At 72.4% G+C, this 21,544-nt stretch carries 23 protein-coding genes; 16 read left to right on the forward strand and 7 right to left on the reverse strand.

The features are described 5' to 3' along the window. The first annotated feature begins 3 nt into the window (after positions 1-3). The 10 genes from folE to lysS are packed head-to-tail and all read left to right on the forward strand — an operon-like array spanning position 4 to position 7,892. Positions 4-594, forward strand: coding sequence for a GTP cyclohydrolase I (folE, locus tag ACWAUO_RS11730; RefSeq protein WP_460775596.1), 591 nt, complete (start codon positions 4-6; stop codon positions 592-594). Further along, on the forward strand, positions 591-1,391 hold the full coding sequence (folP, locus tag ACWAUO_RS11735) for a dihydropteroate synthase (protein ID WP_460775598.1): 801 nt from the start codon (positions 591-593) through the stop codon (positions 1,389-1,391). The genes folE and folP overlap by 4 nt, the downstream gene beginning before the upstream one ends. After that, entirely contained in the window at positions 1,388-1,750 is a 363-nt protein-coding gene (gene folB, locus ACWAUO_RS11740; RefSeq protein ID WP_460775599.1) for a dihydroneopterin aldolase, read from the forward strand. Before folP ends, folB begins: the two co-directional genes overlap by 4 nt. Then, positions 1,747-2,253, forward strand: coding sequence for a 2-amino-4-hydroxy-6-hydroxymethyldihydropteridine diphosphokinase (gene folK / locus ACWAUO_RS11745; protein ID WP_460775601.1), 507 nt, complete (start codon positions 1,747-1,749; stop codon positions 2,251-2,253). Before folB ends, folK begins: the two co-directional genes overlap by 4 nt. Continuing rightward, positions 2,250-2,747 carry a DUF3180 family protein gene (locus ACWAUO_RS11750; protein WP_460775602.1) on the forward strand — a complete coding sequence of 166 codons (498 nt, stop codon included), beginning with the start codon at positions 2,250-2,252 and terminating at the stop codon, positions 2,745-2,747. Before folK ends, ACWAUO_RS11750 begins: the two co-directional genes overlap by 4 nt. Further along, positions 2,692-3,282: a PH domain-containing protein gene (locus tag ACWAUO_RS11755; protein ID WP_460775795.1), complete on the forward strand. Its 591-nt coding sequence runs from the start codon at positions 2,692-2,694 to the stop codon at positions 3,280-3,282. The genes ACWAUO_RS11750 and ACWAUO_RS11755 overlap by 56 nt, the downstream gene beginning before the upstream one ends. Next, on the forward strand, positions 3,279-4,853 hold the full coding sequence (locus tag ACWAUO_RS11760) for a PH domain-containing protein (RefSeq protein WP_460775604.1): 1,575 nt from the start codon (positions 3,279-3,281) through the stop codon (positions 4,851-4,853). Before ACWAUO_RS11755 ends, ACWAUO_RS11760 begins: the two co-directional genes overlap by 4 nt. After that, positions 4,850-5,551: a DUF2520 domain-containing protein gene (locus tag ACWAUO_RS11765; RefSeq protein ID WP_460775606.1), complete on the forward strand. Its 702-nt coding sequence runs from the start codon at positions 4,850-4,852 to the stop codon at positions 5,549-5,551. Before ACWAUO_RS11760 ends, ACWAUO_RS11765 begins: the two co-directional genes overlap by 4 nt. Then, entirely contained in the window at positions 5,548-6,306 is a 759-nt protein-coding gene (locus tag ACWAUO_RS11770; protein ID WP_460775607.1) for a formylglycine-generating enzyme family protein, read from the forward strand. The genes ACWAUO_RS11765 and ACWAUO_RS11770 overlap by 4 nt, the downstream gene beginning before the upstream one ends. A 47-nt stretch (positions 6,307-6,353) precedes the next feature. Then, a complete protein-coding gene (lysS, locus tag ACWAUO_RS11775; RefSeq protein WP_460775609.1) occupies positions 6,354-7,892 on the forward strand; it encodes a lysine--tRNA ligase in 1,539 nt (512 codons plus the stop codon). Positions 7,893-7,913: 21 nt separating this feature from the next. Here lysS and ACWAUO_RS11780 read toward each other — a convergent pair whose 3' ends face one another. After that, a complete protein-coding gene (locus ACWAUO_RS11780) occupies positions 7,914-9,041 on the reverse strand; it encodes a DUF4192 family protein (protein ID WP_460775610.1) in 1,128 nt (375 codons plus the stop codon). 131 nt (positions 9,042-9,172) lie between these two features. Between ACWAUO_RS11780 and ACWAUO_RS11785 the strand changes: the two genes are divergently transcribed. The 6 genes from ACWAUO_RS11785 (at position 9,173) to ACWAUO_RS11810 (ending at position 16,210) form a co-directional block, all read left to right on the forward strand. Further along, positions 9,173-9,364, forward strand: coding sequence for a hypothetical protein (locus ACWAUO_RS11785; protein ID WP_460775612.1), 192 nt, complete (start codon positions 9,173-9,175; stop codon positions 9,362-9,364). An 81-nt stretch (positions 9,365-9,445) separates the two neighbouring features. Next, entirely contained in the window at positions 9,446-10,909 is a 1,464-nt protein-coding gene (gene cls, locus ACWAUO_RS11790) for a cardiolipin synthase (RefSeq protein ID WP_460775796.1), read from the forward strand. 86 nt (positions 10,910-10,995) lie between these two features. Continuing rightward, complete coding sequence (locus tag ACWAUO_RS11795; RefSeq protein ID WP_460775613.1) at positions 10,996-11,724, forward strand: hypothetical protein; 729 nt, start codon at positions 10,996-10,998, stop codon at positions 11,722-11,724. 175 nt (positions 11,725-11,899) lie between these two features. Next, positions 11,900-12,841, forward strand: coding sequence for an endonuclease domain-containing protein (locus ACWAUO_RS11800; RefSeq protein ID WP_460775615.1), 942 nt, complete (start codon positions 11,900-11,902; stop codon positions 12,839-12,841). A 234-nt stretch (positions 12,842-13,075) separates the two neighbouring features. Further along, the gene (locus ACWAUO_RS11805; RefSeq protein WP_460775616.1) at positions 13,076-15,604 is read left to right on the forward strand and encodes an ATP-dependent Clp protease ATP-binding subunit; all 2,529 of its coding nucleotides are present in this window, start codon (positions 13,076-13,078) and stop codon (positions 15,602-15,604) included. Positions 15,605-15,706: 102 nt separating this feature from the next. Then, positions 15,707-16,210 (forward strand): amino-acid N-acetyltransferase, encoded by a 504-nt coding sequence (locus ACWAUO_RS11810; protein ID WP_460775618.1) that lies wholly within the window; start codon positions 15,707-15,709, stop codon positions 16,208-16,210. 9 nt (positions 16,211-16,219) lie between these two features. On the opposite strand, the gene mftF is transcribed toward ACWAUO_RS11810, so the two are convergent. From mftF to mftA, 6 genes are all read right to left on the reverse strand, one after another. Then, entirely contained in the window at positions 16,220-17,641 is a 1,422-nt protein-coding gene (mftF, locus tag ACWAUO_RS11815; RefSeq protein WP_460775620.1) for a mycofactocin biosynthesis glycosyltransferase MftF, read from the reverse strand. Continuing rightward, entirely contained in the window at positions 17,638-18,390 is a 753-nt protein-coding gene (mftE, locus tag ACWAUO_RS11820; protein ID WP_460775622.1) for a mycofactocin biosynthesis peptidyl-dipeptidase MftE, read from the reverse strand. Before mftE ends, mftF begins: the two co-directional genes overlap by 4 nt. A gap of 10 nt (positions 18,391-18,400) precedes the next feature. Continuing rightward, complete coding sequence (gene mftD, locus ACWAUO_RS11825) at positions 18,401-19,663, reverse strand: pre-mycofactocin synthase MftD (protein WP_460775624.1); 1,263 nt, start codon at positions 19,661-19,663, stop codon at positions 18,401-18,403. 84 nt (positions 19,664-19,747) lie between these two features. Further along, positions 19,748-21,079 carry a mycofactocin radical SAM maturase gene (gene mftC / locus ACWAUO_RS11830; RefSeq protein WP_460775626.1) on the reverse strand — a complete coding sequence of 444 codons (1,332 nt, stop codon included), beginning with the start codon at positions 21,077-21,079 and terminating at the stop codon, positions 19,748-19,750. Next, entirely contained in the window at positions 21,076-21,345 is a 270-nt protein-coding gene (gene mftB, locus ACWAUO_RS11835; RefSeq protein ID WP_460775628.1) for a mycofactocin biosynthesis chaperone MftB, read from the reverse strand. The genes mftC and mftB overlap by 4 nt, the downstream gene beginning before the upstream one ends. 19 nt (positions 21,346-21,364) lie before the next feature. Beyond that, positions 21,365-21,460 carry a mycofactocin precursor MftA gene (gene mftA, locus ACWAUO_RS11840; RefSeq protein ID WP_460775630.1) on the reverse strand — a complete coding sequence of 32 codons (96 nt, stop codon included), beginning with the start codon at positions 21,458-21,460 and terminating at the stop codon, positions 21,365-21,367. Between the last annotated feature and the right edge of the window lie 84 nt (positions 21,461-21,544).

The following is a 21,544-nucleotide window of genomic DNA, read 5'->3' on the forward strand; positions in this document are numbered from 1 at the left end:
CGCGTGGCTGTCGACAAGGACCGCGTCGTCGCGGCGGTACGGGAGTTGCTCGAGGCGATCGGTGAGGATCCCGATCGTCCCGGCCTGACCCAGACGCCGACGCGCGTCGCCGACGCGTACGCCGAGTTCTTCGCCGGGGTGGGGACGGATGCGGGCGAGCCGCTGCGCCACACCATCTCGGTGTCGCGGGGCCCCGCGCCCGACACGCTGCCGTCCGGTGCGGTCGTGCTGCGGGACGTGCTGTTCCGGTCGATGTGCGAGCACCACCTGCTGCCGTTCCGCGGCCGTGCGCACATCGCGTACCTGCCGGGCGAGCAGGTCGTCGGCCTCGGCGCGATCCCGCGGACGGTCGACCTCCTCGCCGCCCGCCCGCAGGTGCAGGAACGGCTGGGAGAGCAGATCGCCGACGCCATCGCCGAGGCGCTCGACGCCCGCGGCGTGCTGGTCGTGCTCGACGCCTCGCACGAGTGCGTCACGATGCGCGGCGGCCGCCAGCCCGAGGCGACGACCGTCACGGTCGCCGCGCGCGGGGATCTCGCCGAGCCCGCCGCCCGCGCGGAACTCATCGCGCTCATCCGGACGGGGACCGCATGAGCTGTCTCATCATGGGGGTCGTCAACGTCACCCCCGACTCGTTCAGCGACGGCGGCCGGTACCTCGACCACCACACCGCGATCGCGCACGGGCTGCGCCTGAGCTCCGACGGCGCCGACATCCTGGACGTCGGGGGCGAGTCGACGCGTCCGGGTGCGGAGCGGGTCGGCGTCGAGGAGGAGCAGGCCCGTGTCCTCCCGGTCGTCGCCGCCCTCGCCGCGCGGGGCGCGGTCGTGAGCATCGACACCATGAACGCCGCCACCGCGGTCGCCGCGGTCGCCGCGGGCGCCCGGATCGTCAACGACGTCTCGGGTGGACTCGCCGACCCCGACCTGCTCGCCGCGGTCGCCGAGACCGACGCGGAGATCGTGCTCGGGCACTGGCGCGGGCACTCCCGCGAGATGTACCGCGACGCGGTCTACACCGACGTGGTCCGCGAGGTGACCGCCGAACTGCTCGGCCGGATCGACGCGGCCGCCGCCGCGGGGATCGCCCCGTCGCGGGTGATCATCGACCCGAACATCGGGTTCGGCAAGCGCGGCGCCCAGAACTGGGACACGCTCCGCGCCCTGCCGCACCTGACCGGGCTCGGTCCCCGCGTGCTCGTCGGGACGAGCCGCAAGCGCTTCCTCGGCGACGTCCTCGGGGAGGACGCCGACCTGGACCGTCGCGACCTCGCCACCGCCGTGACGAGCGCCCTCGCCGCCCGCGACGGCGCCTGGGCGGTGCGCGTGCACGACGTCGCCGCGTCCCGCGACGCGATCCGCGTCGAGGCCGCCTGGCGGGTGGGCGCATGACCGACCGCATAATCCTCACCGGCCTCCGCGGCTTCGGATACCACGGCGTCTACGAGCACGAGAAGCGCGAGGGACAGGACTTCGTCGTCGACGTCGAGCTCAGCCTCGACCTGCGACCCGCCGCGGCGAGCGACGACGTCGCCGACACCGTGCACTACGGCGAACTCGCCGAAGCCGTCGTCGCGGTCATCGAGGGGGAGCCGGTCGACCTCATCGAGACCCTCGCGGCACGCATCGCCGACGCCGTGCTCGCCGACCGCCGCGTCGACGCGGTGCGCGTGACGGTGCACAAGCCCGGCGCCCCCATCACGGTGCCGTTCACCGACGTGACCGTCTCGATCGAGCGGAGCCGGCCGTGAGCCGTCGGCTCGCGCAGGGGATCCGCCCGCAGACCGCCGTCGTCGCGTTCGGTGCGAACCTCGGCGACCGGGAGGCCACGATCGTGCAGGCGGCCGAGGAGCTCCGCGCCCACCCGCTCGTCGACTCCCTCCTCCTCGCCGAGCCGGTCGACTCCGTCGCCGTGAAGCTCGACGGACCGGATACGGACGCTCCCGCCTACCTGAACACGGTCGCCCTCGTGCGCACCCGGCTCGCACCGTCGACACTCCTCCGGCTCCTCCACGACATCGAGGCCCGGCACGGCCGGGTCCGGGTGGAACGCTGGGGCGACCGCACCCTCGACCTCGACCTCATCGCCTACGGCGACGTCGTCAGCGACGACCCCGCCCTGCAGGTGCCGCACCCGCGCGCGGCCGAGCGTGACTTCGTGCTGCGGCCCTGGCTCAGCATCGACCCGGAGGCGAAGCTCCCGGGCTCCGGCCGCGTGTCGGAGCTCCTCGCGCGCCTGGAGGACGCGTCGTGAGACGGACGAACCCGGGCGTCCTCGTCATCTGCGCCGTCCTCGGCGCCGGTGTCGGGTTCCTCATCGACCAGCTGCTGACGTCGGCGGGCGGGTCGACGTTCACGCCGGGGGTGGCGCTGCCGGTCGTGCTCGCGCTCGTCGGCGTCGTCGTGCTCGCCTTCGCGATCCCGATCCGGCGCGTCACGCAGGGGCGGTCCACCGCCCGGATCGACCCGTTCCGGGCCATGCGGGTGGTCGTGCTCGCGAAGGCCGGCAGCATCCTCGGATCGGTCGTCGGGGGCGTCGCCGTCGGGTTCGTGCTCTTCCTCACGACCCGGCCCGTCGTGCCGTCGGTAGCATCGATGTCGACCATCATCGCGACCATCGTCGCCGCGGTCTGGTTGGTCGTGGCGGCGCTCATCGCCGAACACCTGTGCACGATCCGGAAGGACGACGACGATCACGAACCCGGACCCGACGACCCCGGACCAGGCGTCACCCCCTCCCACCACTGAGTGGCCGGCGGTCCTCGACGTCGACACGTTCGACGGACTCGTCCAACCCCGCTCCCCGCGCCGGATCGACCTCGGCCACGGATGGCACCAGGTGTCGCGCCGCTACCGCGACGTGCAGCTGCTCGGCCACGGCCTGCTGCTCGTGCTCGTCGCCGCGGGCGTCACCGTCGGCACCCTCGTGCTGGGGCAGTCGTGGCCGCTCATCCCGGGCGGGCTCGCCGTCCTGCTCCTCGCGATCATGCTCGCCCTCGTCCCGCGGCAGGCCCGTGCGATCGGCTACCGGCTCCGAGCCGACGACCTCGTGGTGCGTCGCGGCATCCTGTGGCAGCGTGTCGTCGCCGTGCCCTACGGGCGCATGCAGCTCGTCGACATCACCCACGGGCCCCTCGACCGCAGGTTCCGCATCGCCCAGCTGAAGCTCGTGACCGCGGCGGCCACGAGCGCCGTCAGCATCCCTGGGCTCGACCAGGACGCGGCCGACGCGCTGCGCGATCACCTCGTCGAGGTCGCCGAGCACCGCCGCACGGGACTGTGACCGCACCCGCACCCGCCCCTGCCCTCGTCCGTTCGCCGCTGAGCGACGGCGCGTGGCACCGGCCGCATCCGCTCACGCCGCTCCTGCGCGGCGGGCTGGCTTTGCTCGTGGTCGCCGGCGTCGTCGTCGCGAACCTCCGGGAACGGCTCGTCGCGATGGTGCTGCCGTGGTTCCGGCCGGACGACGTCGACTGGGAGCAGCCGCGCGACCCGGTGGACTGGGTGCTCGCGAACGACCTGTCCGTGGTCGCGGCCTCCGCGGTGCTCGCCGTCATCGCGCTCCTCGTGCTCGGCTTCACGCTCGCGTGGCGGTTCCACACGTTCCGCATCACCGGCGACGACGTCGAGGTGCGTTCCGGGGTGCTCTTCCGCAGCCACCGGCGCGCCCCGCTCGACCGGGTGCAGGGCGTCAACCTCACCCGCCCGTTCGTCGCACGCTTCCTCGGGTTGGCCAAGCTCGAGGTGCTCGGCGCGGGCACCTCCGGCAACGTCAAGCTCGAATACCTGAGGCTCCACGACGCCGAGACCGTTCGTGCCGACATCCTCCGCCTCGCCTCCGGGCTCACGCTCTCGCCCGGGACGGATGCGGCCGCGCCCGGCCTGCGCGAGAACGTCGCCCGCGGCATCACCGGCCTCGTCGACGGCGACGAGGCGCGGGTCGAGTCCGCGTCGGTCGTCGACTTGCCCGCCGGCCGGCTCATCCTCGCGCAGCTGCTCGACACCGCCACGGTGGGTGCGGTGTGCCTGCTCGTGGCGGGCGGGGTCGTCGCGGTCTTCGGCCCGCCGTGGGTGCTGTTCCTCGCGGTCCCCGCGGCGCTCGCACTGCTCGGCTACCAGGTCCGCCAGGTGCTGCGGTTCCTGCGCTACAGCATCGCCCCCACCCCGGACGGCGTCCGCGTCGCGTTCGGGCTGCTCACCTCGGTCACCGAGATCCTGCCACCCGGCCGGGTCCACGCGGTGCAGCTCGTGCAGCCGCTGCTGTGGCGACCCGCCGGCTGGTGGACGGTGAAGATCAACCGCCTCAGCGGCCGCGAGGCGAGCGACACCGGCGCGGACCAGCTCACGACCGTGCTCCTGGTCGGCACCCTCGACGAGGTCGACCGGGTGCTCGACCTCCTGCTGCCCGGGATGGCCGAGGACGTCCGCCGCCGCCTGCTGGAGACGGGGCTCGCGCCGTCGGTGGACGACGACCCCTTCGCCACGACGCCCCGCCGTGCGCGGCTGCTCCGCCCGATCACGTGGCGGCGCAACGGGGCCCTCCTTGCGGACGGCGTGCTCGCCGTCCGCAAGGGGCTCGTCTGGCGGACGCTCGTGCTGGTGCCGCTCGCACGGCTGCAGAGCGTCGCCGTGCGGCAGGGGCCGCTGACGCGGGCGTTCGGTGCGGCGAGCATCGACGCACACACCGTGAAGGGCCCCGTCGTCGCCTCGATCGGTGCGCTCGACCGCGACGACGCGGTCTGGCTCTGGGACGGTGTGGCGGCTGCGGCCGTGGCCGCCGCATCCGCGGACCGGACGCACCGGTGGGCGGATACCGAACCCGCTGACGACACGACTACGGAGGAGGAGCCATGAACCGCGACGGACGCCTCGGCGTCGGCGTCATCGGCGCCGGCCGCGTCGGCCCCGTGATCGGGGCGGCGCTCGCCGGTGCCGGCCACGCACTGGTCGGGATCACGAGCGGATCGGACGACGACCGGGTCGACGCCATGCTGCCGGGCCTCCCGGTGCTGGACGCCCCCGAAGTGGTGCGCCGCAGCGAACTCGTGGTGCTCGCCGTCCCGCACGACGAACTCCCGGGGCTCGTCGCGGGGCTCGCCGAGGTCGGCGCCTGGCAGCTCGGTCAGCTCGTGCTGCACACCGACCCGGCGTACGGGATCGGCGTGCTCGCCCCCGCGGCGGCGGCCGGTGCCATCCCGCTCGCCGTGCACCCCGCCATCTCGTTCACCGGCACGAGCATCGACCTGCGTCAGCTCGCCGCCTCCTATGCGGCCGTCACCGCGCCGCCCGCCGTCCTGCCGATCGCGCAGGCGCTCGCCGTCGAGATGGGGTGCGAGCCGGTCGTCGTCGCCGAGGCGGACCGTGCCGCGTACGCCGAGGCGATCGCCACCGCGACCGAATTCAGCCGCTCGATCGTGCGGCAGTCGACCGGTCTGCTCGCCGACATCGGGGTCGAGAACCCGGGCGCCTACCTGTCCGCGCTCGTCCGCTCCACCGTCGACCAGGCGCTCGCCGACGGCGCCGCCCCCGACGAGGACGCACCGGGCCTGTGAGCGATCTCGAGCTCGCCCGCATCGCCGGCGGCGCCGTCGTGCTCGCCGACGCCCGCACGAAGACCCGCCGCACCGTCACGCTGGAACCGTTCGAGATCGGGGTGTTCCCGGTGACCGAGGAGCAGCTCGCGGAGATCCTCGGCGTCACTGCGCGGCATCCGCGCCGCCCCGCCGTCGAGGTGAGCTGGCAGCGCGCGGTGCGGTTCTGCAACGCCGCATCCGAATGGGAGGGGCTGGAGCCGGCGTACCGGGTCGACGGCGACGAGGTGACCTGGGACGTCACCTCCGACGGCTTCCGGCTGCCGACCGAGGCCGAATGGGAGTTCGCGTGCCGTGCCGGCTCCGCCGCGGCCCAGTACGGCCCGCTCCCCGAGATCGCGTGGACCGCGGCCGACGGCGTGCGAACCCCGCAGGAGGTCGGCGCCCGGATGCCGAACCTCAACGGGCTCTTCGACATGCTCGGCAACGTGTGGGAGTGGTGCTGGGACCTCCTCGACCCCGCCAGGTACGACGAGTACCGCGTCTTCCGCGGGGGCGGGTTCGCGGACGACGCGTGGAGCGTCCGCGCCGGCGTCCGTCGCGGCGGTGCGCCCACGCTGCGCCAGGACGACATCGGCTTCCGGGTCGCCCGCGGCGCCTTCGACGGGCGTGACGCCGCCCAGGGATGGTCCGCCGCGGTCGACCGGGAACGCGCCGCGATGGACGCCCCCATCCCCGCCGGCTGGACCCCGCGGCGCCCGTCACGCCCTCGGTAGACTGGAAGGGACCCCAGACCCGCTCAGCGACCGGAGCATCCCCACCCATGACCTCTCAGCCCGACCCCGCTGCGCCCGCCGAACCCACCGAGGACGACGTCTTCGAGCAGAAGGCGGTGCGACTGGCCAAGCGCGAGCGGCTGATCGCCGAGCGGGAGGACGCCGCCGGCGGCGCGTACCCGGTGGCCGTGCCCGTCACCGACACGATCCCCGCCCTCCGCGCCCGCTACGCGGACCTCGAGGCCGGCGCCGAGACCGGCGTCACCGCGGGCGTCGCCGGCCGGGTGGTGTTCAGCCGCAACACCGGCAAGCTCTGCTTCGCCTCGCTCCAGGCCGGGGACGGCAGCCGCATCCAGGCCATGGTCTCCCTCGCCGAGGTGGGCGAGGACTCGCTGCAGCGCTGGAAGGAGCTCGTCGACCTCGGCGACCACGTCTTCGTGTCGGGTCAGGTCATCTCCAGCCGCCGCGGTGAGCTGTCGATCATGGTGACCGACTGGGCGATCGCGGCCAAGGCGCTGCTCCCGCTGCCGAACCTCTACACCGAGCTCAGCGAGGAGAGCCGCGTCCGCTCGCGCTTCCTCGACCTCATCGTGCGCGACACCGCCCGTGACACCGTCCGCGCCCGCGCGACCGTCAACGCGTCGCTGCGGCGCACCTTCGCCGACCACGAGTTCATCGAGGTGGAGACGCCGATGCTGCAGGTGCAGCACGGCGGCGCCTCGGCCCGGCCGTTCGTCACCCACTCGAACGCGTTCGACACGGAGCTGTACCTGCGCATCGCACCGGAGCTCTTCCTCAAGCGCGCCGTGGTCGGCGGGCTCGACCGGGTCTTCGAGATCAACCGCAACTTCCGCAACGAGGGCGCCGACTCGACCCACAGCCCCGAGTTCGCGATGCTCGAGGCGTACCAGGCGTACAGCGACTACAACGGCATCGCCGACCTCACGCAGGAGCTCATCCAGAACGCGGCGGTCGCGGTCGCCGGCTCCACCACCGTGACCTGGGCCGACGGCACCGAGTACGACCTCGGCGGCGAGTGGGACCGCATCTCGATGTACGACTCGCTGAACGAGGCGATCGCCGGACTCGAGGGTTCGCCGCGGTTCACCCCGCAGACCCCCGTGGAGGAGCTCGCCGCGTTCGCCGCCGCGAACGGAGTCGACGAGCCGCCGCACGCCACGCACGGCAAGTACATCGAGGAGCTGTGGGAGCACTTCGTGAAGGGCGGCCTGGAGCGGCCGACCTTCGTCATGGACTTCCCGGTCGACACCAGCCCGCTCGTGCGCGAGCACCGCAGCATCCCGGGCGTCGTGGAGAAGTGGGACCTGTACGTGCGCGGCTTCGAGCTGGCCACCGGATACTCCGAGCTCATCGACCCGGTCGTCCAGCGCGAGCGCTTCGTCGAGCAGGCCAAGCTCGCCGCCCGCGGCGACGACGAGGCCATGCGCATCGACGAGGAGTTCCTGCGCGCGATGGAGCACGGCATGCCCCCGACCGGCGGCATGGGCATGGGCATCGACCGGCTGCTCATGGCCATCACCGGCCTCGGCATCCGCGAGACGATCCTCTTCCCACTCGTCAAGTAGCGGACACCGGCCGGGGCGCCGTCAGCGGCGGAACGCCCAGTCCGGCAGGTGCCCGGCCGCGACGAACGTCAGCACGATCGTCGCGAGCCCGTGCCGCTCCTCGTCCTCGCACGCACGCCGGGCGTACTGCTCGGCGTGCGTGAGCCGTCCGAGCGCCCACGAGAGCCACGCGCACGCGGCGAGGGGACCGGCGCGATGCTCGGGCGCCGCCAGTGCGGCCGCCTCGCGGCAGCGCTCCAGCGCGGCGAGCAGGCGTTCCGCATCCGGCCGCGGCCCCTCGCCCCACATGCGGGAGGCGATGTCGGCGGGGTAGTCCGCGCCGTCCTCCCAGCCGAGCTGCCCCTCGACGGCGGCGTCGCCCGTGTCCAGCCCGCCGAGCCAGGTCATCAGGCCGATGTCGCGGAGCGACGGACGTGTGAGGCACCAGATGAGCGCGGCGTGCAGGTACGGCTCGGGCACGTCCGGATGCCGCGCGTCGGGGTGTTCGGACAGATCGGCGATGCAGCCCTCGAAGAACAGCGGCACGTCGTCGAGCAGGGTCGACGCGGTCAGCGCCGCCGGATCGACCCGGCAGCCTGCCGCGACGTCGTCCGCATCCGTCGGGACGCCGGCCAGCAGGTGCAGGGCGTGCTCGAGCTCGCGCAGCGCGGTCGCCGTGTCGGCGCACGCCGCCGGGTCGGCGGGGTCGAGGTCGGCGCCGGAGCGCTGGTCGCCCGCAGGCGGCTCGCCGGGGGCGTCCGTGGCGGTGAGCCCGGCCACCTCGCCGCCGGTGCGGGAGTCCAGGACCGACGCCCAACGGGTCGGACCCACCAGCAGCGCGTCCACCACCCCGAGCCCGCAGGCGTCCGCGCGGGTGCGGAGCGCCGCCGTGATCCGGTGCCCGGGCGAACCGGTGTCGTCCGGATCGGCGTCCTCGTAGACGACGATCATGAGGGCGTCCGCGCCCTCCACCCGGCACGCCATGCCGACGACGGTCGCGGCGACCGCGTCGGCGTGCTCGCCCGGCGGCAGGTCCACCCGCATCCCGCCGGCGCTGCGGCCCCGGATGAACGGCACGACGACCACGCTGCGGACGGGGGTGAACCCGAACATGCGCGGCACGAGGGACAGGAAGTGGGCCGGATCGGTGGCCTTCACGATGCTCGTCATGCCTCGAGCGTGCGCGGCGCGGCGACGCCGCGACCGGTGCCCGCCGCATCCGTCGACGGGCGAGCGCGCCTACGACGCTGGGGAGGAGAGGTGATCGGCACCCGCTCAGCCGGGCGGCGTACGATGGAGGTATGGACAGCTTCTGGGTCGCCGCACTGTGGTCGATCCTCCCGACGATCGCCGGTGTCGTCGTGTTCTTCTACATCTTCCGCGCGATCGTCCACATGGACCGCAACGAGCGCCGCGCGTACGCCAAGGTCGAGGCGGAGGAGCGTCGCAAGCGCGGCCTCGCCCCCGCCGGCGGCGACCCCGCCGAGCGCTGACCCCGGGCGTCCCCGGCTCCCCGTGACCCGGGGACGTCCGGTGCGCCCACTACGCTGGATCCGACCCGGGGAGTGTGCGTGATCCAGATCGAGTTCCACGCGACGTGGTGGATCGTCTTCGTCTTCGTGTTCGACATCGTCGTCCGCGTGGCCGCGGTGATCATCGTGCCCCGGAACCGCCGCCCCACCGCGGCGATGGCGTGGCTGCTCGCCATCTACTTCATCCCCGTCGTCGGGGTGCTGCTGTTCCTGCTCATCGGCACACCGCGGCTGCCGCGCAAGCGCCGCCGCAAGCAGCAGGCCATCAACGACTACATCGAGGACACCAGCGCCGGGCTCGACTTCGGCACCACGCAGCCCGGCGCCCAGCCGTGGTTCGACTCCCTCGTACGGCTCAACCGCAATCTCGGCGCCATGCCGCTCTCCGGCGACAACGCGGCGCACCTCGTCTCGGACTACCAGACCAGCCTCGACGAGATGGCCGACGCCATCCGCACCGCGAAGCGGTACGTGCACGTCGAGTTCTACATCCTCCAGTCCGATGCGTCGACGGACGGCTTCTTCCGTGCCCTCGAGGAGGTGTCGGCCCGCGGCGTGACCGTGCGGGTGCTGCTCGACCACTGGGCGAACCGGGGCAAGCCGTACTACAAGCGCACGCTGGCGCGGCTCGACGCCATGGGCGCGCAGTGGCACCTGATGCTCCCGGTGCAGCCGCTGAAGGGCAAGTACCAGCGGCCCGACCTGCGCAACCACCGCAAGCTCCTCGTCATCGACGGCGACCTGGCGTACATGGGGTCGCAGAACGTCACCGACTCGACGTACAACCTGAAGAAGAACATCAAGCGGGGCCTGCACTGGGTCGACCTGATGGTGCGGCTCGAAGGCCCGGTCGTCGCGAGCGTCAACGCCGTCTTCCTCTCGGACTGGTACAGCGAGACCGACGAGATCCTCTCCGGCGAGGTCGACGCGTTCGACATCGCGGATGCGACGGGCTCGCTCGACTGCCAGGTGGTGCCCTCGGGTCCCGGGTTCGAGTTCGAGAACAACCTCCGCCTGTTCCTGGGCCTGCTCTACGCCGCCCAGCGGAGGATCGTGCTCATCAGCCCGTACTTCGTGCCCGACGAGGCGATGCTCCTCGCCATCACCACCGCCACCCACCGCGGGGTCGAGGTGGAGCTGTTCGTCTCCGAGGAGGGCGACCAGGCGATGGTCTACCACGCGCAGCGCAGCTACTACGAGGCGCTGCTGCGCGCCGGCGTGAAGATCTGGATGTACCGCAAGCCCTACATCCTCCACACGAAGGCGTTCACGATCGACGACGACGTCGCCGTGATCGGTTCCAGCAACATGGACATGCGTTCGTTCGGTCTGAACATGGAGATCTCGCTCCTCGTGCGCGGCACCGAGTTCGTCGAGGAGATGCGTGGGGTCGAGGAGAAGTACCGCAGCCTCTCGCGGGAGCTCACCCTCGAGGAGTGGCAGAAGCAGCCGCTGCGCTCCACCGTGCTCGACAACCTCGCCCGACTCACCTCGGCGCTGCAGTGACCGGATGCGGCCGCTCACCGCATCCGTGACCCGCTCGTCATCGCACCCTCTGGCGAACCCCCAGGACGGGTCGGGATGATGGGGGCATGACCCGTGCACTCCCGCTCCTCGCCGCCGTCGGTGCGATCTCTGCGTTCGGCCTCGCGCTCGCCGGCTGCGCGTCCGGCTCCATCCCAGAGGGGACCGTCACCGCACCCGCCGAGCCGGTCGAGATGGAGGTCGACGCCGCCTGGCTCGACGCGGGGCGGTTCATCGGCGTCGTGACCTGGGGCTCGTCGACCTGCGTCCCCGGCGACGGCGGGGCGACGCTCGCCGACGACGGCACGATCGAGGTCGTGCTCGCCGACCCGGCGGAGCTCGAGCCCGAGCGCCCCTGCACCGAGGACTACCGCGCGCGGGTGACCGTCGTGGGCGTTCCCGAGGGCGTCGACGCCTCCCAGCCGCATCCGGTGTCCGTGACGCTCGGCGCCGGGAGCGGCACGACCGAGCTGCCCGGTCTCGCCGACGCCGCCGCCCCCGGCACCCCGACCGACTACGCCCCGAGCGCCGGCTGGACCTCGACCCCCGGCATGATCGTCTACCTCACGTGGGGGTCATCGACCTGCGTGCCGCTCGTCCAGGACGTGCAGCTCACCGGCGAGGCGCAGGTGACGGTCGCCTTCCAGGAGCCCGACCCCGACCGCATGTGCACGATGGACATGGCCCCCCGCGCCGGTCTCGTCGAGGCGCCGGAGCTCGCGCCGACCCCCGGCGCCGAGCTCGTGCTGACCGGCGACGGCTTCGACGCGGTGCCCGTCCGCATCCTCGGCGCCTGACGCCCGCGCGGGCCGGTTCATCCGTCGCAAATGCAGGGTCCGTGCCGGCAAGATGGCACATTTGCGACGGATGAAGCGGAGGGATGGCTCCTCCCCAGCCAGGGAGCCACGGGGCAGAGTCCACCGGTGCGCCGGGGAGGGCGTGGGCTGAGCCGTGCCGCGCGAGCGTGGACGGATGCGGCGCGCAGACCTCCCACCCGAGCTCGGCCACCTGTTCGCGTCGCGGGCGGCCCGCGGTCTGGGCGTGCCGGCCTCGCGGCTCGGTGCCGCCGACCTGGACGCCCCGTTTCACGGTGTCCGTCGCCTCCGCGACGGGGCGCCGGCGTCGGCTGACCCGAAGGAGCGGATGCGGTCCGCCGCCGCCGCATACGCGCACCGCATGACGGCGCACGAGTTCTTCTGCGGTGTCACCGCCGCGGTGCTGTGGGGGTTGCCGTTGCCGCTCCGCGTGCTCGACGATCCGCGAGTCCATGTCGCGGTCCGCTCCCCACGCCGCGCCCCGCGGGGCCGAGGCGTCCGCGGGCGTGAGGTCGACCCGCGGCTGGCCGTGGTCGTCACGGAACCGAGGACGGGGTTCCAGGTCACCGATCCCGCGACGACGTGGGCGATGCTCGCCCCGGTGCTGCGGCATCCGTACGATCTGGTCGCGGTCGGCGACGCCATCGTGCGGGTGCCCTTCGTCTCCGCGGACCCGACGGCGCTCGCGACCCTCGACGACCTGGGCGCGGCCGTCGACGCCGGTCGCCGCGTCGGGGTGAACGCGCTGCGGGCGGCGCTGCCCCGCATCCGGGATCGCGCCGCGTCCCGGCCCGAGACCTGGATGCGGCTCACGGTCGTCGACGCCCGCCTGCCGGAGCCGCTGCTGAACCACGACGTCTTCGACGCCGCCGGCCGCTGGCTCGCGCGGGTCGACGCGGGCTACCCGGCCGAGCGGGTGGCGCTCGAATACGAGGGGGAGCACCATCTGCTCGACCCCGCCCAGTGGGCATACGATCTCCGACGGTACGAGCGGCTGGCCGCCGCCGGGTGGCATGTCGTCAGGGTGTCGAAGGACGCGCTCTTCCAGCATCCCGGCGACCTCATCGCGCGGGTTCGTCGCGCGCTCGCCGCCCGCTGAGCGTGTTCGCCCGTCGCAAATGCAGGGTCGAGCGCCACAACACCCCACATTCGCGACGGGTGAACCGGGGCGCACGGGCGCACGGGCGCACGGGCGCGCACGGCGCGACGCGCGCGCGGGGCGGGCGTCAAGGGGGGAGGGGGCGCATCCGCCTACGGCGAACACGACCTCCGGTGCGACGGATGCTGGTTAGCCTCGATGTACGGCGCCACCAGTGCGCCCGGAGGAGTCGACATGTTCGAGAGATTCACGGACCGAGCCCGTCGCGTGGTCGTCCTCGCCCAGGAAGAGGCGAAGATGCTCAACCACAACTACATCGGCACGGAGCACATCCTGCTGGGTCTCATCCATGAGGGTGAGGGCGTTGCGGCGAAGGCACTGGAGTCGCTCGGCATCTCGCTCGACGCGGTGCGCGAGCAGGTCCAGGACATCATCGGCCAGGGTCAGCAGCAGCCGACCGGCCACATCCCGTTCACGCCGCGCGCCAAGAAGGTGCTCGAGCTGTCGCTGCGCGAGGCGCTGCAGCTCGGTCACAACTACATCGGCACCGAGCACATCCTGCTCGGCCTCATCCGCGAGGGCGAGGGTGTCGCGGCGCAGGTGCTCGTCAAGCTCGGCGCAGACCTCAACAAGGTGCGCCAGCAGGTCATCCAGCTGCTCTCGGGCTACCAGGGCAAGGAGACCGCGGGCGTCGCCGCCGGTGCCGGCGAGCAGTCGTCGCAGGCCACCCAGGGCGGGTCGGCCGTGCTCGACCAGTTCGGCCGCAACCTCACGCAGGCCGCGCGCGACAACAAGCTCGACCCGGTGATCGGCCGCGAGAAGGAGATCGAGCGGGTCATGCAGATCCTCTCGCGCCGCTCCAAGAACAACCCGGTCCTCATCGGGGAGCCCGGCGTCGGCAAGACCGCCGTCGTCGAGGGACTCGCGCAGGCCATCGTCAAGGGCGAGGTACCCGAGACGCTGAAGGACAAGCAGGTCTACTCGCTCGACCTCGGCTCGCTCATCGCGGGCTCCCGCTACCGCGGCGACTTCGAGGAGCGCCTGAAGAAGGTCACCAAGGAGATCCGCACCCGCGGCGACATCATCGTCTTCATCGACGAGATCCACACCCTCGTCGGTGCGGGCGCCGCCGAGGGCGCGATCGACGCCGCCAGCATCCTGAAGCCGCTGCTGGCCCGCGGCGAGCTCCAGACCATCGGTGCCACGACCCTCGACGAGTACCGCAAGCACTTCGAGAAGGATGCTGCGCTCGAGCGCCGGTTCCAGCCGATCCAGGTGGCCGAGCCCAGCCTGCCCCACGCGATCAACATCCTGAAGGGGCTGCGCGACCGCTACGAGGCGCACCACAAGGTGCAGATCACCGACGGCGCCATCGTTGCCGCGGCGAATCTCGCCGACCGGTACATCTCCGACCGCTTCCTGCCGGATAAGGCCATCGACCTGATCGACGAGGCCGGGGCGCGCCTGCGCCTCAGCATCCTGTCGAGCCCGCCGGAGCTTCGCGAGTTCGACGACAAGATCGCCAAGGTGCGCGAGCAGAAGGAGGCCGCCTCCGAGGAGCAGGACTTCGAGAAGGCCGCCGCCCTGCGCGACGAGGAGAAGTCGCTGCTCGCCGAGCGGCTACGTCTGGAGAAGCAGTGGCGTTCGGGCGACGTCGCCACCACCGCGGTGGTGGACGAGGGCCTGATCGCCGAGGTGCTCGCACAGGCCACCGGCATCCCGGTGTTCAAGCTCACCGAGGAGGAGTCCAGCCGCCTGGTCTTCATGGAGAAGGCGCTGCACCAGCGCGTCATCGGCCAGGAGGAGGCGATCGCGGCGCTCTCGCGCACGATCCGTCGCCAGCGTGCAGGCCTGAAGGACCCGAAGCGTCCCAACGGCTCGTTCATCTTCGCCGGCCCCACCGGCGTCGGGAAGACCGAGCTCGCCAAGGCGCTCGCCGAGTTCCTCTTCGACGACGAGACCGCGCTGATCTCGCTCGACATGAGCGAGTTCGGTGAGAAGCACACGGTCTCGCGCCTGTTCGGTGCCCCTCCCGGGTTCGTCGGGTTCGAGGAGGGCGGCCAGCTCACCGAGAAGGTGCGCCGCAAGCCGTTCTCGGTCGTGTTGTTCGACGAGATCGAGAAGGCCCACCCGGACATCTTCAATTCGCTGCTGCAGATCCTCGAGGAGGGTCGCCTGACCGACGGTCAGGGCCGCGTCGTCGACTTCAAGAACACCGTGATCATCATGACCACGAACCTCGGTTCGTCGGCGATCGCCGGTGGCCCGGTCGGCTTCCAGGTGGAGGGCAACACGCAGACCACCTACGAGCGGATGAAGGGCAAGGTCGACGAGGAGCTGAAGCGCCACTTCAAGCCCGAGTTCCTCAACCGCGTCGACGACATCATCGTCTTCCCGCAGCTGAACCGCGACGAACTGCGCCAGATCGTCGACCTGTTCACGAAGCGGCTGGGCGAGCGTCTGCTCGACCGTGACCTCACCATCGAGCTGACGCTCGAGGCGAAGGACAAGCTCATCGAGATCGGGTTCGACCCGGCGCTCGGTGCCCGGCCCCTGCGCCGCGCCATGCAGCGCGAGGTCGAGGACCAGCTGTCCGAGGAGATCCTCCACGGCCGCCTCGAGTCGGGCGACCACATCGTCGTCGACGTCAAGGACGGCAGGTTCTCCTTCACCAACACGCCGCGCGGTGAGCGCGTCGCGGTGGGTGTCGGCGCGGCCGGTGAGATCGCCGCGACCCCCGACATCGCCGCATCCGGCGACTGATCGACCACGACCGCGAGGGGCGGCGTCCCGGGCTGATGCCCGCGGATGCCGCCCCTTCGGCGTTCCCAGGGGCGGTCGAGGCGCCGGGCGTAGGCTGAGGGCGTGAGTGAGTTCACCGTCCGGCACGCCCGCACCGCCGACGTGCGCAGCATCCACGAGATGCTGGAGCCGTACGTGCAGCGACGCATCCTCCTCGGCAAGGACATCGTCGTGCTCTACGAGGCGGTGCAGCAGTTCGTCGTGGCGGAGGACGCCGACGGCCGCGTCATCGGATGCGGTGCGCTCCACGTCATGTGGGAGGACCTCGGCGAGGTGCGCACCCTCATCGTCGCCGACGAGTGGCTGCACCGCGGGGTCGGTCGCGCGATCGTCGAGGCGCTCGAGGCGGACGCCCGGTCCCTCGGCCTGCGGCACCTGTTCTGCCTGACGTTCGAGGTGGACTTCTTCACCCGCCGCGGGTTCGAGCCCATCGGCGAGCACGTGGTCGACCCCGACGTGTACGCGCAGCTCGTGCGCAGCCCCGACCAGGGCGTCGCGGAGTTCCTCGACCTCGCGCACGTGAAGCCGAACACGCTCGGCAACACCAGGATGCTGAAGCACCTCTGACCGCGACGGTCAGCCCTTCCGGCGCGTCCCGCCCGACCCGCCGCGGGTGATCGACGGGAGGAGCGCCTTGACCGACCGGCCGCGGAACGCGCCCCACCACACGCCGGCGCCGTAGGCGAGGTCGTCGAGGCGGCGGGCGATCCCGAACCGGATCGGGTCGAGCCTGGGCCGCACCCGGAGGTACTCCCACGCGACGTCGGCGATCGCGGCGATGAGCGCCGCGCGCCGCACGGTGCGCGACCCGATCACGAGGACGGCGGTGAGCGGCCACCAGTGCCGCAGGAGCAGCGCGAACCCCTGGCCGAGCGCCGCGACCATGCCCGTGAGGGTGAGCCGTGCCGCCACCGGCCAGGGTCGACGGACATGACCGAGCTTCTGCACGATCCGTCCGCTCACCACGACCCCGGTGAGGGCGACCGCGGGCAGCGACCACACCCGTTGTGCGAGGAGCAGCAGGAGCGTCAGCGCCCCCCACCGTGGGAGCACGACGGGTGCGACGTCGTCGGGATGCCGGAGCGAGAGCAGGTGCGCGCCGGTGCCGTAGAAGAACTTGCGGCCGAGCCAGGTGCGCAGGCGGGTGCGGTGCTCGTGCAGGACCACCGCGGCGGGCTCGAACCGCACGCGGTACCCCTCCTCGACGAGCCGCCACACGAGGTCGACGTCCTCGCCGACCCGCATCGACGCGTCGAATCCGTCGCCGAGGTGTGCGACGCGGGCGACGAGGCAGGTGCTCGACACCCAGGTGACCGGACTCCGGGGCCGCACGCTCGCCGCATCCGCCCCGAGGTCGAGCGAGGAGCGCGCGTTCTCGTACCGGTTGATCCAGTTCGGCTCGCCGACGTCGAGGCCGAGCACGCGCGGCGCCGCCATCGCCAGGTCGGGGTCGGCGAAGTGGCGCAGCAGGAGTTCGAGGCAGTCCCGCTCGACGACGACGTCGGAGTCGATGAACGCCACGAAGGGGGTGGCGACCTGCGCGAGGCCGGCGTTCCGGGCGGCTGCGGCGCCGACGTTCCGTTCGAGCGCGACGAGCATGGCCTCGTGGCGTGCGACGACGGCGGCGATCTCGTCCAACCGCGTGGACGCGTCGTCCACCACGATGACCCCGGCGAGGCCCGTCGGCAGGCTTCCGAGCAGCCGGTCGAGCTGCCCCGGCCGGTCGTGCACCGGGATGACGACGGTGAGCGCCGTCAACGGGATCGGCGGCAGGGTCCGGGCGACAGGCTCCCCGAGGCCGGTGGTCATGAGGTGCGCCGCGAGCGCCTTCGTGCGTGCGTCGCGGACGACGAGTTCGCGCCCGCGGATGCTGCCGGCCACCTGCGGCTTCAGCCGGGCGATGCGGGTGGGGGAGCCGCCCATGAGCACCTGTCCGCCGTCGACGACGCGGGTGTAGCGGCCGAGGCGGACGGTGAACGAGTCGGGCAGGGTGGTCATGCGTCCTCCTCGACGGGGCGGGCAAGCATCCCGTGCGGGTCGGGGGTCCATCCGGCGAGGCGGGTCCAGGCGAGGTCGCACATGCCGCGGAACCAGGCGTCGCCCTCGTCGGCCGCCGCTCCCGTGGGATCGCCGAGCACGCCGTCGGGCGAGACACCGCGGACCCCAACCTCCCGCATCCGGGGCAGGAGCTCGGACAGCGGGGCGGTGTTCCCCGGCGCCACCCGGTCTGCACGGACCGCGGCGGGGGCGAGATGCAGCAGGAGCGAGGTCTCGGTGCGGCCGGCGTGGGCGTCGCCGGGCACGGGCGTCGCGCACGGCAGCCAGGCTGCGTCGCGGTCCTCGCTCCGCAGCGTGGGCACCGCGCGGCGGAGCGCCTCGACGTTGCCGCCGTGCCCGTTCACGAACAGGATGCGGCGGGCCCACGCGGATGCGGAGCGCCCGAGCTCCAACAGCGTGAACGCGAGCGCCTCCGTGCCGATCGACAGCGTGCCGGGGAAGCCCTGATGTTCGCCGCTCGCGCCGTAGGCGAGCGTCGGGGCGACGTGCGCCGTGCCGAGACCGTGCGCGCGGTGCCGGCGGGCGAGTTCGCGCGCCACCGCGGTCGCCACGTCCGCATCGGTCGACAGCGGCAGGTGCGGGCCGTGCTGCTCGGTCGAGCCGACCGGCACGAGCAGCACGTCGTCGCCGACCTCCTGCCACGTGCGGGCGGCGAGGAGGTCGGCGGACGGATCGTGCGCGTCGTGCATGCGGTCCTGATCAGGCGGCGCCGCCGGCGACCATCTCCACGGGCTTCGACGCGTCGTCCCGCACCGCAGGGCGCGAGCTGCGCGCCGCAGGCGGCGCGGCCGGCACGCCCAGGTCGCGGGTGAAGCCCTCGGGCAGCCACAGGTCGTCGCGGCAGAGCTCCTGCACCGAGGAGCGGCCGAGACCGAGCACCGCCGAGTCGAGACCGCCGCGCAGCAGGTCGAGCACGTTCTCGACGCCCGCCTGCCCGTTCGCGGCCAGGCCCCAGAGGTACGCGCGGCCGATCATGACGGCCTTCGCGCCGAGGGCGAGCGCCTTCGCGACGTCGCCGCCGCGGCGCACACCGCCGTCCAGGAGCACCTCCACCTGGTCGCCGACCGCCTCCGCGATGCCCGGCAGCATCCGGATCGCGGCAGGGGTGGAGTCGAGGTTGTTGCCGCCGTGGTTCGAGACCGAGATGGCGGTGACGCCGGCGTCGACGGCGCGGCGGGCGTCGTCGAGTCGCGAGACGCCCTTGAGCATGAAGGGGCCGCCCCACTGCTCGCGCAGCCAGGCGACGTCCTCCCACGTGGGCGGCGGGGTCTGCATCCACTCGTAGTACGCCCCGAAGAATGTGGGCGACTCCTGCCCGGGAGGGGTGAGGTTCGGCGCCGTGAGGTCGGGCACCCGGCCGGTCTTCGCGAACCCGAGCAGCCACGACGGCTTCGCGATCGCCTGCGGCGCGAAGCGCATCGCCGCCTTCATGGTCAGCTTCTCCGGGATCCAGGGGCTGCCCCAGTCGCGACCGTTGGAGAACGACCAGTCGAGCGTCGCGATGATGCCCTTCGCGCCGGCGGCGCGGGCGCGCTCCATGCGCTCGAGCATCGTGTCCCGGGTACCCATCCAGTACATCTGGTAGAAGGTGTTCGGGTTCGCCGCGACGACCTCCTCGATGGGTTTGCTCGCGAAGGAGCTCAGCCCCATGATCGTGCCGCGGTTGGCGGCGGCGCGGGCGACCGCGACCTCGCCCTCCGGGTGCACGGCCTGCACGCCGGTCGGCGAGATGAGCACCGGGAACGAGATGTCGATCCCCATCACCGTCGTCGACAGCGAGCGTTCGCCCGAGAGCCCCGCCACGTGCGGCGCGACGCCGATCTCCGCGAACGCGCGGAGGTTGTCCTCGTACGTGACGCCGCGCTCCGAACCTGCCAGCAGTGCGCTGTAGACCGAACCCGGCAGACGCTTCTTCGCGCGCCGCTGCGCCTCTGCGACGGTCTCGAACCAGCCGTTCCCCATGGTGACCTCCTCGTCGTGGGTCAGCGTAATGACACCGAGTGCCGAATCTCAGGCCGGTTTCCGCCCGGCGAGAGGTGGCGGATGTCAGCAGTGCCCGCCGCCAGCGGAACCGCACGCGCAGCCGCCGCCGCATCCGCCTCCTCCGGCGGTCGGGGCGAATCCGGCCAGCGGGCTCTCCTCGCAGGCGCTCACCGGCGGCCGCGACAGGTCGTCCCGGCGGGAGAGCGTGACGCGCACCGGGCCCATGCCGTCGCGCGGGCGCGGCGGCGTCGTCCGGTGGGAGTGGTCGCCGGAGGGCTGGGGGATCATCATGCCCCCCTGCTCCTTCTGCCGCGCGAGGGCCTCCTCGCCGAAGCCGCGGACGCACTCCGGGTCGGGGCCGTCGAGGGGCAGGCCGGTGAAGAACTTCGCCGCCATGCACCCGCCCTTGCAGGTGTCGAAGAACTGGCACGACGAGCAGGCGCCGCCGGACTGCGGCTGCCGCAGTCGCTGGAACAGGTCGGACCGCCGCCACACCTCGGTGAAGCCGCCGGGCTGGCGGATGTTGCCGGCGAGGAACTCGTCGTGGATCGCGAACGGGCAGGCGTACACGTCGCCGACCGGGTCGATGAGGCAGACGACGCGCCCCGCGCCGCAGAGGTTCAGCCCGGGCAGCGCCTCACCGTAGGCGGAGAGGTGGAAGAAGGAGTCGCCGGTGAGGACGTTCTCGCCGTTCGCGACGAGCCAGTCGTAGAGCTCGCGCTGCTGCTCCCGCGTCGGGTGCAGCTCGTCCCAGACGTCCGCGCCGCGACCGGAGGGGCGCAGTCGGGTGAGACGGAGCTGTGCGCCGTACCGGTCGGCGATGGCCTTGAACTCGTCGAGCTGCGGGATGTTCGTGCGGGTGCAGACCACCGAGAGCTTGAAGTTCTTCATGCCGGCGTCGGAGAGGTTCTGCATCGCCCGGATCGCCATGTCGTACGACCGGCCGCCGCGGATCGCATCGTTCACTTCGGCGGTGGCGCCGTCGAGCGAAATCTGCACGTCGACGTAGTCGTTCGCGGCGAGGGCCCGGGCCACCTCGGGGGTGATCTTCACCCCGTTCGTGGAGAACTTCACCCCGACGTGGTGCGCGGTGGCGTACTCGAGGAGCTCCCAGAAGTCCGAGCGCACCGTCGGCTCGCCGCCGCCGATGTTCACGTAGAACACCTGCATCCGCTCGAGCTCGTCGATGACGGCCTTGCACTCCTCGGTCGACAGCTCGCGCGGATCGCGGCGGCCCGAGCTCGACAGGCAGTGCACGCACGACAGGTTGCAGGCGTACGTGAGCTCCCAGGTCAGGCAGATGGGTGCGTCGAGGCCGAGCTCGAAGTGGTCGACGAGTCGGGTGGCGGTGGGCCGGGACGGCGCAGCCGCCGGGGCGTCGAGTGCGATGGTCATGCGCTGGGCCGTTCCGTGATCATGTGGGACTCCGCGAGGGTGCCGAGGGCGCGCAGGTACGGGGCGCGACGCTCGGCGGGGACGCCCGCCGCCTGGCATGCGGCGCCGACGTCCGGCGCGGTGGCGAGGCCTTCGACGATCGCGAGCAGCGTGCGGTCCTTGAGGAACGACAGCTTGCGGGTGCCGAAGTGGTACAGCAGGGCGCCGAAGGGCTCCGGTCTCACCGAGACCTGCGGGTGGAGCCGCCAGGCGGAGTCGGGGTTCATGCGAGTGGGGGTGTCCGGGTCAGTAGACGCCGCACATGCCGTCGATGGACACTTCCTCGACGAGCGCGTCGGCCTCGACGACATCGGTGGTTGCGGCGGTCTGCTGCGGTTCCATAGTGTGCTCCTTCGTTGGAACGGGGCGATCTTCCGTGATCGCGGCTTTCCGCAGATACTAATGACACCCAGTGCCGCAGGGGAG

This window comes from Microbacterium sp. GXF7504 (genome assembly GCF_054798235.1).